Annotated in this window: 5 protein-coding genes and 1 pseudogene; 5 read left to right on the top strand and 1 reads right to left on the bottom strand. The window is 66.8% G+C overall.

Translation table 11 applies throughout. From position 1 onward, the window contains the following. Window positions 1-242, bottom strand: a pseudogene (locus VH88_RS15095) (ABC transporter permease); the annotation flags it as partial. Between the two features lie 214 nt (window positions 243-456). Between VH88_RS15095 and VH88_RS15090 the strand changes: the two are divergent. The 5 genes from VH88_RS15090 (at window position 457) to VH88_RS15070 (ending at window position 7639) form a co-directional block, all read left to right on the top strand. Next, window positions 457-2550 (top strand): S46 family peptidase, encoded by a 2094-nt coding sequence (locus tag VH88_RS15090; protein WP_045811980.1) that lies wholly within the window; start codon window positions 457-459, stop codon window positions 2548-2550. Between the two features lie 182 nt (window positions 2551-2732). Then, window positions 2733-4811, top strand: a complete 2079-nt coding sequence (locus VH88_RS15085; RefSeq protein ID WP_045811979.1) for a S46 family peptidase — start codon at window positions 2733-2735, stop codon at window positions 4809-4811. Further along, window positions 4811-5317, top strand: a complete 507-nt coding sequence (locus VH88_RS15080) for a GNAT family N-acetyltransferase (RefSeq protein WP_045811978.1) — start codon at window positions 4811-4813, stop codon at window positions 5315-5317. Before VH88_RS15085 ends, VH88_RS15080 begins: the two co-directional genes overlap by 1 nt. A 46-nt stretch (window positions 5318-5363) precedes the next feature. Beyond that, window positions 5364-5939: a TetR/AcrR family transcriptional regulator gene (locus VH88_RS15075; protein ID WP_045811977.1), complete on the top strand. Its 576-nt coding sequence runs from the start codon at window positions 5364-5366 to the stop codon at window positions 5937-5939. Continuing rightward, complete coding sequence (locus tag VH88_RS15070) at window positions 5939-7639, top strand: MFS transporter (protein WP_045811976.1); 1701 nt, start codon at window positions 5939-5941, stop codon at window positions 7637-7639. Before VH88_RS15075 ends, VH88_RS15070 begins: the two co-directional genes overlap by 1 nt. Window positions 7640-7658: the final 19 nt, after the last annotated feature.

Genomic DNA, 7658 nt, shown 5'->3' with positions numbered 1-7658 from the left:
TTGTAGGCCAGGGGGATGAACCGGCGGGGCACGCCCGACGGCCCGCCGATCAGGCTCTTGGCGCCGGGCTGCATTATGAAGATGTCGGCGTTCGACCGTTCGATGGTCGCGGTGAATCCCTTGCCGATGCCGATGAAGACGCCGGTCATCGCCAGGACCAGAAGCCCCGACAGGGCCAAGGCCATGACCGCCGCCATATAGCGACGCCACTCGAACAGCAGTGTTGATAGCGCAAGCGACATTGTCGTCGATAAACCCCCGGTACTTGCGCCTATCTGACCGTGCGCCCCCTCACCGCCAAGTTAAATCGGGGTAAGGCTTGTGAACCCTTGTCATTGCCGGTTCGAAATCAGGGGATTAAGGGCCTTACAGCCTCTTGGCGCCCGCCCTTCGTCGGCGCTAGTTACAACATAACAGATGGGACAGGCCGTCCCACGCTCTGGGAAACACGCCTTCATGTCCTTGCCCTCGCTTCGTCTCACCGCCTCTCTGGCCGCGCTCGGCGCCGCCACCGCCGTCCTGTCCGCACCCGCGACCTCCGCCCGCGCCGACGAGGGCATGTGGACCTTCGACAACTTCCCCATCACCACGGTGAACGAGAAGTACGGCACCAATATCGATCAGGCGTGGCTTGACCGCGTGCGCAACGCCGCGGTCCGCCTGCAGGGCTGCTCGGCCTCGCTGGTTTCGAACGAAGGCCTGGTGCTGACCAACCATCACTGCGTCGTGTCGTGCGTTCAAGACCTGTCCACGGCCCAGAACGACTACGTCAAGAACGGCAGGATGCCCGCCACCCGCGAGGAAGAGAAGAAGTGCCCCGGCCAGACGGCCGAAATCCTGACGGACATCGTCGATGTCACCGACCGCGTGACCGGCGCCGGCGCCGGTCTTGAGGGCGCCGCCTTCGTCCAGGCCCGCGCCGCCGAGATCGACAAGATCCAGAAGGAGACCTGCGGCGACGATCAGAAGCTGACCTGCCAGGTCATCAGCTTCTACCGCGGCGGCCAGTACAAGCTCTACAAGTTCCGCAAGTATGACGACGTGCGCCTGGTCTTCGCGCCCGAGTTCCAGGCGGCCTTCTTCGGCGGCGACCCCGACAACTTCAACTTCCCCCGCTACGCCCTGGATGCCGGTTTCCTGCGCATCTACGAGGACGGCAAGCCGGTCGCCACGCCGAACCACCTGACCTGGAACGCCAATGCGCCCAAGGAAGGCGACGTCACCTTCGTCGCCGGCAACCCCGGCTCGACCCAGCGCCTGCTGACCGTGGCCCAGCTGGAAACCCTGCGTGACCAGCAACTGCCCATCAGCCTGATCCAGACCTCCGAACTGCGCGGTCGCCTGCTGGAATATTCGACGACCGGCGAAGAGGCCAAGCGCGTCTCGGTCGATCCGATCTTCGGCCTGGAGAACGGCTTCAAGGTCAACTACGGCCAGCAAGGCGCCCTGACCGACCCGGCCTTCATGGCCACCAAGCGTCGTGAAGAGCAGGAGCTGCGCCAGCGCGTCGCCGCCGACCCGGCCCTGGCCCAGCGCATCGGCGATCCGTGGGCCGATCTGGAACGCGCCTCGACCGCCCAACGCGACCTGTATCTGCCCTATCGCCAGCTGGAATCGGCGGCCGGTCAGCGTTCGTCGCTGTACAGCTACGCCAAGGCCATCGTCCGCGCCTCCAAGGAACGCGCCAAGCCCGTCGCCGAGCGTCGCGCCGGCTATTCGGACGCCGACATCGCCGCGCTGGGCCGTCGCCTGGCGACCGAGACCCCGATCTCGAACGACCTGGAGAAGATCTATCTCGACTTCTGGCTGTCCAAGACCCGCGAATATCTGACGGTCGACAATGCGAACGTGAAGGCGCTGCTGGGCAAGGAAAGCCCCGAACAGATCGCGGAGCGTCTGGTGGACGGCACGCGTCTGGCCGATCCCGCCTTCCGCGCCCAGGCCCTGGCCATGACGCCGGAGCAGTTGGCCGCCTCGGGCGACCCGCTGATCCAGTTCGTCCTGGCCAATGACGATGCGGCCCAAGCCGTGCGCACCCAGTGGGAATCGGCCGTGTCCGGCCCGACCAGCCGCGCCGGCGAAAAGATCGCCCAGGCCCGGTTCGCGGTTTACGGCACCAACCTGTACCCCGATGCGACCTTCTCCTTGCGCCTGTCCTACGGTCAGGTGAAGGGCTGGACCTATCGCGGCGTGACGGTCGAACCCTTCACCCAGATCGGCGGCCTTTATGAGCGCAACACCGGCGCCGAGCCCTTCAACGCGGCCGAGGACTGGCTCGCGGCCGAGGGCAAGGTCAACAAGTCGACCGTCTATGACTTCGTCTCGACCAACGACATCATCGGCGGCAACTCGGGCTCGCCCGTGATCAACGCCAAGGGCGAAGTCATCGGCGCCGCCTTCGACGGCAACATCCACTCGCTGGGCGGCAGCTTCGGCTACGACCCCGAACTGAACCGCACGGTGACGGTCTCGACCGCCGCCATCACCGAGGCCCTGCGCACCGTCTACAACCAGCCGCGCCTGCTGCGCGAACTGGGCGTGCGTCGCTAAGACGGCGCATAAACGCTTCTCCCTCCCCGCTCCGGGGAGGGTGGTCGCGAAGCGACCGGGCGGGGAGGGCTCGGCGATCCTTTACAGGACCGAGCCCTCATCGCCTGCCGCCCCCACCCGTCTGGCGCTGCGCGCCAGCCACCCTCCCCGGCCGGGGAGGGAGAGTTCTGGAGCTCCATCCCATGCGCCCTCTTCTCCTCGCCTCCGCCGCCGTTCTCGCTTTCGTCGCCGCCACCTCGGCCAGCGCCGAGGAAGGCATGTGGACCTACGACAACTTCCCCATCGCCCGCGCCAACCAGACGTTGGGCACCAATATCGATCAGGCCTTCCTGGATCGGGTGCGGCTGTCGTCGGTGAAGTTCGGCGGCTGTTCGGCGGGCGTGGTGTCGGGCCAGGGTCTGGTGATGACCAACAACCACTGCGTCGCCACCTGCGTGGCCAACCTGTCCACGCCGCAGCAGCAGTATGGCGAGACGGGCTTTACGCCCAAGACGCGCGAGGAAGAGCGCAAATGCCCCGGCGCCACGGCCGAGATCCTGACCGACATCTCCGACGTCACCGAGCGGATGCACAAGGCCGGCGAAGGGCTTGAGGGCCAGGCCTTCACCCAGGCGCGCGAGGCCGAGGCCGGCCGGATCGAGACCGAAGCCTGCGGAAACGACCCCAAGATCCGCTGCCAGGTCGTCAGCCTGTACCGGGGCGGCCAGTTCAAACTCTACAAATACCGCAAATACAGCGATGTGCGCTTGGCCTGGGCGCCGGAAGACCGCGCCGCGACCTTCGGCGGCGATCTGGACAACTTCTCCTTCCCCCGCTTCGCCATCGATGCGGCCTTCATCCGCCTGTATGAGGACGGCAAGCCGGTCGAGACGCCGATCCACTTCGCCTGGAACGCCGACAAGCCGACCGAGGGCGAGGCCGTCTTCATCACCGGCAATCCCGGCGCCACCCAGCGCCTGCTGACGATGGACCAGCTGGCCACGATCCGCGACGTGGTCCTGCCGCTGGATCAGCTGATCGCCTCTGAGCTGCGTGGTCGTCTGATCCGCTATGCCGAAGAGGGCGAGAACCAGGCCTTCATCGCCATGGACCCGATCGTGGGCGTGGAGAACACCTACAAGCGTGGCCTGGGCCGCATGCGCGCCCTGACCGACGCCCAGTTCATCCAGGCCAAGGCGGCGGCCGAGGTCGACTTCATGCAGCGCTACGCCGCCGCCAACGGCAATGGTCCCGATCCCTGGGGTGCGCTGGAAGCGGTCCAGCCCATCGCGCGCGAACTCTATGCGCCGACCGCCCTGCTGGAAGGCGGCACGGGCCTGGGCACCACCTCTGTCGCCGGCGGATCGCAGCTGTTCCAGTGGGCCAAGGCCATCGTGCGCGGCGCGCAGGAGCGGGCCAAGCCGTCGGACCAGCGTCTGGCCGAGTTCGCCGACAGCCGCCTGCCGGGCGTCGAATCCGGTCTGTTCGCCGAGCGGCCGACCTATCCCGAGCTGGAGCAGATCCGGCTGGAATGGTGGCTGTCCAAGACGCGCGAATGGCTGACGGTGGACAGCCCCTACGTTCGCACCCTGCTGGGCAAGGAAAGCCCCGAGGAGTTGTCGGCCCGCGTCGTCGCCGGCACCAAGCTGGCCGATCCGGCCGTGCGTCGCGCCCTGTGGACCGGCGGTCTGGCGGCGGTTCAGGCGTCGGACGATCCGATGATCCAGTATGTGCTGTCGATCGACGCCGACGCCCGCGCCGTCCGCACGGAATGGGAAAATAAGGTCAAGGCGCCGACCGACCGCGCGTCTGAACAGCTGGCCGCCGCTCGCTTCGCCGCCTATGGCGACGCCGTCTATCCCGACGCGACCGGCACCCTGCGCCTGACCTATGGCAAGGTCGAAGGCTCCGACGTGCCGGGCCAGCGCTTCGGCGCCTTCACCACCTTCGCCGGCCTGTGGGACCGCGCCACCGGCGCCGAACCGTTCAAGGTCGCGCCCAAGCTGATGGCCGCCAAGGACCGGATCGATCCTAACGCGGTAATGGACATGGCCGTCTCGACCGACACCATCGGCGGTTCGTCCGGCTCGCCCGCGGTCAACGCCCGGGGCGAGATCATTGGGGCCAAATTTGATTCCACCGTCCTGACCCAGCGCAATGCCTATGGCTACGACCGCAACACCAATCGCAGCGTGATCGTCACCACCCAGGCCGTCACCGTGGCCCTGCGCGATGTCTATGGGATGGATCATCTGCTGACGGAGCTGGGCGTCAGCCGGTGATGGACATCGCCGTCCGCGCGGCGACGTGCGACGATGTCGCCGCGCTGCATCCGCTGATCGAGCGCGCCTATCGCGGCGACACCGCCAAGGCCGGCTGGACGCATGAAGCCGACCTGCTGTTCGATGATCGCACCAGCGCGGCGGAGCTGGCGTCGCTGATCGCCGATCCCGACCGGGTCATCCTGCTGGCCCATCACGAGGGCGCGCTGATCGGCTGTGTCCAGGTGGCCCGCGCCGGCGACGTTCTGGCCTATCTCGGCATGCTGACGGTCGAGCCGACCTTGCAGGCCTCCGGCCTTGGCCGTCGTCTGCTTGCGGCCGCCGAAAGCGAAGCGGTCGCGCGTTTCGGCGCGCGCCGCATGGAGATGACCGTCATCCACCGCCGGACCGAACTGATCGCCTGGTACGAACGACGCGGTTACGCCCCCACCGGCGAAACCCGCCCCTTCCCCGTCGATCCGCCCCGGCCCGAGCTGGATTTCGTGGTGCTGGAAAAAGCGCTCTAACCGCCCCTTGTAAAACGGACAGTCGTGTCCATTTACGCGCCTGACCATGACGCGCCCTGCCGAAAAACCTGTCCGCAAGGACGCTGCTCTGAACCGGGCGGCGGTGCTGGAGGCCGCGCGCGCGGTCTTCGCCAGCCAAGGGTTGGATGCGCCCCTGGATCTGATCGCCGAACGGGCCGGGGTGGGGCGCGGCACCCTGTATCGGCACTTCTCAGATCGCACGGAACTGGCTCTGGCGGTGCTGGAGGCCGACGTCGCGGACCTGGGTCGGCGCACCGCCGAACAGGGCGATAATCCGCAGGCCTTCTTCTGGTTTCTGGACCGGCTGGCCGAGGACATGGTGCGCAATGCGGGACTGGCCGGCGTCGTGCGGAACGTGCGGTCGCCAGATGCGCTTACACCGTTGCGGCAGAGCTTGATGGAGGCGGGCGCCGCGCCGCTGAAGCGGGCCCAGGCCGCCGGCCTGGTGAGGGAGGATCTGCGGCCGATGGACATCCGTCTGATCGCCACCCTGCTGGGCGCCGGCTTTCAGGGCGCGGACGAGGCAGAGCGCCAGGCCGTGTCGCTGCGCACCCGCGCGCTTGTTCTTGACGGCCTGAGACCGCGCGGGGAGCCGCGCTGATGGCTCGCAACAACTGGCACCTGCCCTGGGAGCAGTATGTCGAGACGCTGAAGCCGCACGAGCGGCCGATGATGCCCGGCTCGCCCGCTACGCCCGATCACGCCTGGCCGATGCGGATCCAGTACGCCCTGACCGGCCTGCTGGTCGCCATGGTCGGATCGCTGGGCAACGCCGCCGTCACCGCCAATATCCAGAATCTGCAAGGCTCGCTGGGGATCACGATCACCGAGGCCGCGTGGCTGCCGGTCGTCTTCGTCATGACCAACGCCTGCATGAACCTGATCCTCGTCAAGTTCCGGATGCAGTACGGCCTGCGCCTGTTCACCCAGATCTTCTTGGGCGCCTTCGTGCTGGTCTGCGCGGCCCATCTGTTCGTCGACAACTATCAATCGACCCTGCTGGTGCGGGCCATCGCCGGCATGGCGGGCGCAGGCCTTTCCAGCCTGGGCTTTCTTTATATTATCCAAGCCTTTCCGGCGGCGCATAGGCTCAAAGGGCTGATCATCGGCATCGGCCTGGCCAGTTTCGCCGTGCCGATTTCGCGCCTCGTCATGCCCGGCCTGTTGCAACTGGGCGACTGGCGCGCCTTCTATCTGTTCGAGCTGGGCCTGTGCCTGGTCGCGTGGGGGGCGGTGCAGGTGGTCAAGCTGCCGCCGTCCGAGCGGCTGCGGGTGTTCGACCGGCTGGACTTTTTGACCTTCGCCCTGTTTGCGCCAGGTGTGGCCCTGCTTTGTGCGGCCCTGGGTCTGGGGCGGATCGTCTGGTGGACGCAGGCCGCCTGGATCGGTTGGGCCCTAATCGGGTCCGTCCTCCTGCTGACCGCCGCCTTCCTGGTCGAGCACAATCGCAAGAACCCGCTGATCAACACCCGCTGGCTAACAGGGCCCGACCTGCTGCGCCTGTTCGGGGCGATCCTGCTGATCCGCATCGTGCTGTCGGAACAGACCTCCGGCGCGGTGGGCTTCTTGACCGTCGTCGGCCTTGGGCCGGATCAGCTTCACGGCCTGTTCGTCGTCATCCTGCTGTCGATGATCGCCGGCACCCTGGTCAGCGCCTTCACCCTGAACATGGAGAAGCTGAACAAGCCGATCGCCATCGCCCTGGCGCTGATCGCCGTCGGCGCCTGGATCGACAGCCATTCGACGGTTCTGACGCGTCCGGCGCAACTGTATTTCAGCCAGGCCCTGATCGCCTTCGCCTCGGCCATGTTCATCGGCCCGGCCCTGATGATCGGCATCGTCAAGGTGCTGACCCAGGGCAAGCAGAACCTGATCAGCTTCATCGTTATGTTCAGCGTGCTTCAGAACGTCGGCGGTCTGGCGGGATCGGCTCTGACCGGGACGCTTCAGATCATCCGCGAGAAATACCATTCCAACCAGCTGGCGGCCGGGATTTCGGCGCTGGACCCGCAGGTCGCCTTGCGGCTGCGTCAACTGTCGGGCGCCTATGCCTCGACGATAACGGACCCGGCGCTGGCGAACGCCGAAGGCGCCGTCCTGCTAGGCCGACAGGTGACGCAACAGGCCAATGTGCTAGCCTACAACGACGTCTTTCTGGTGATCGCCGTGATCGCGGCCTTGGGCTCCGTCTGGGTGACCGTCACCCACCTGCGGCCGCGCTGGAAGGCGCGCCGTGACGCCAAGAACAACAACAATGCAGACGCTGCGGTCCAGAGCGCCGCCGTCGCCGCCGCCGACTGAACCGAGACCCACAATGACC

The organism is Brevundimonas sp. KM4 (genome assembly GCF_000964075.1).
Taxonomy (GTDB): domain Bacteria; phylum Pseudomonadota; class Alphaproteobacteria; order Caulobacterales; family Caulobacteraceae; genus Brevundimonas; species Brevundimonas huaxiensis.
This window is presented reverse-complemented; position numbering and strand designations above follow the sequence as displayed.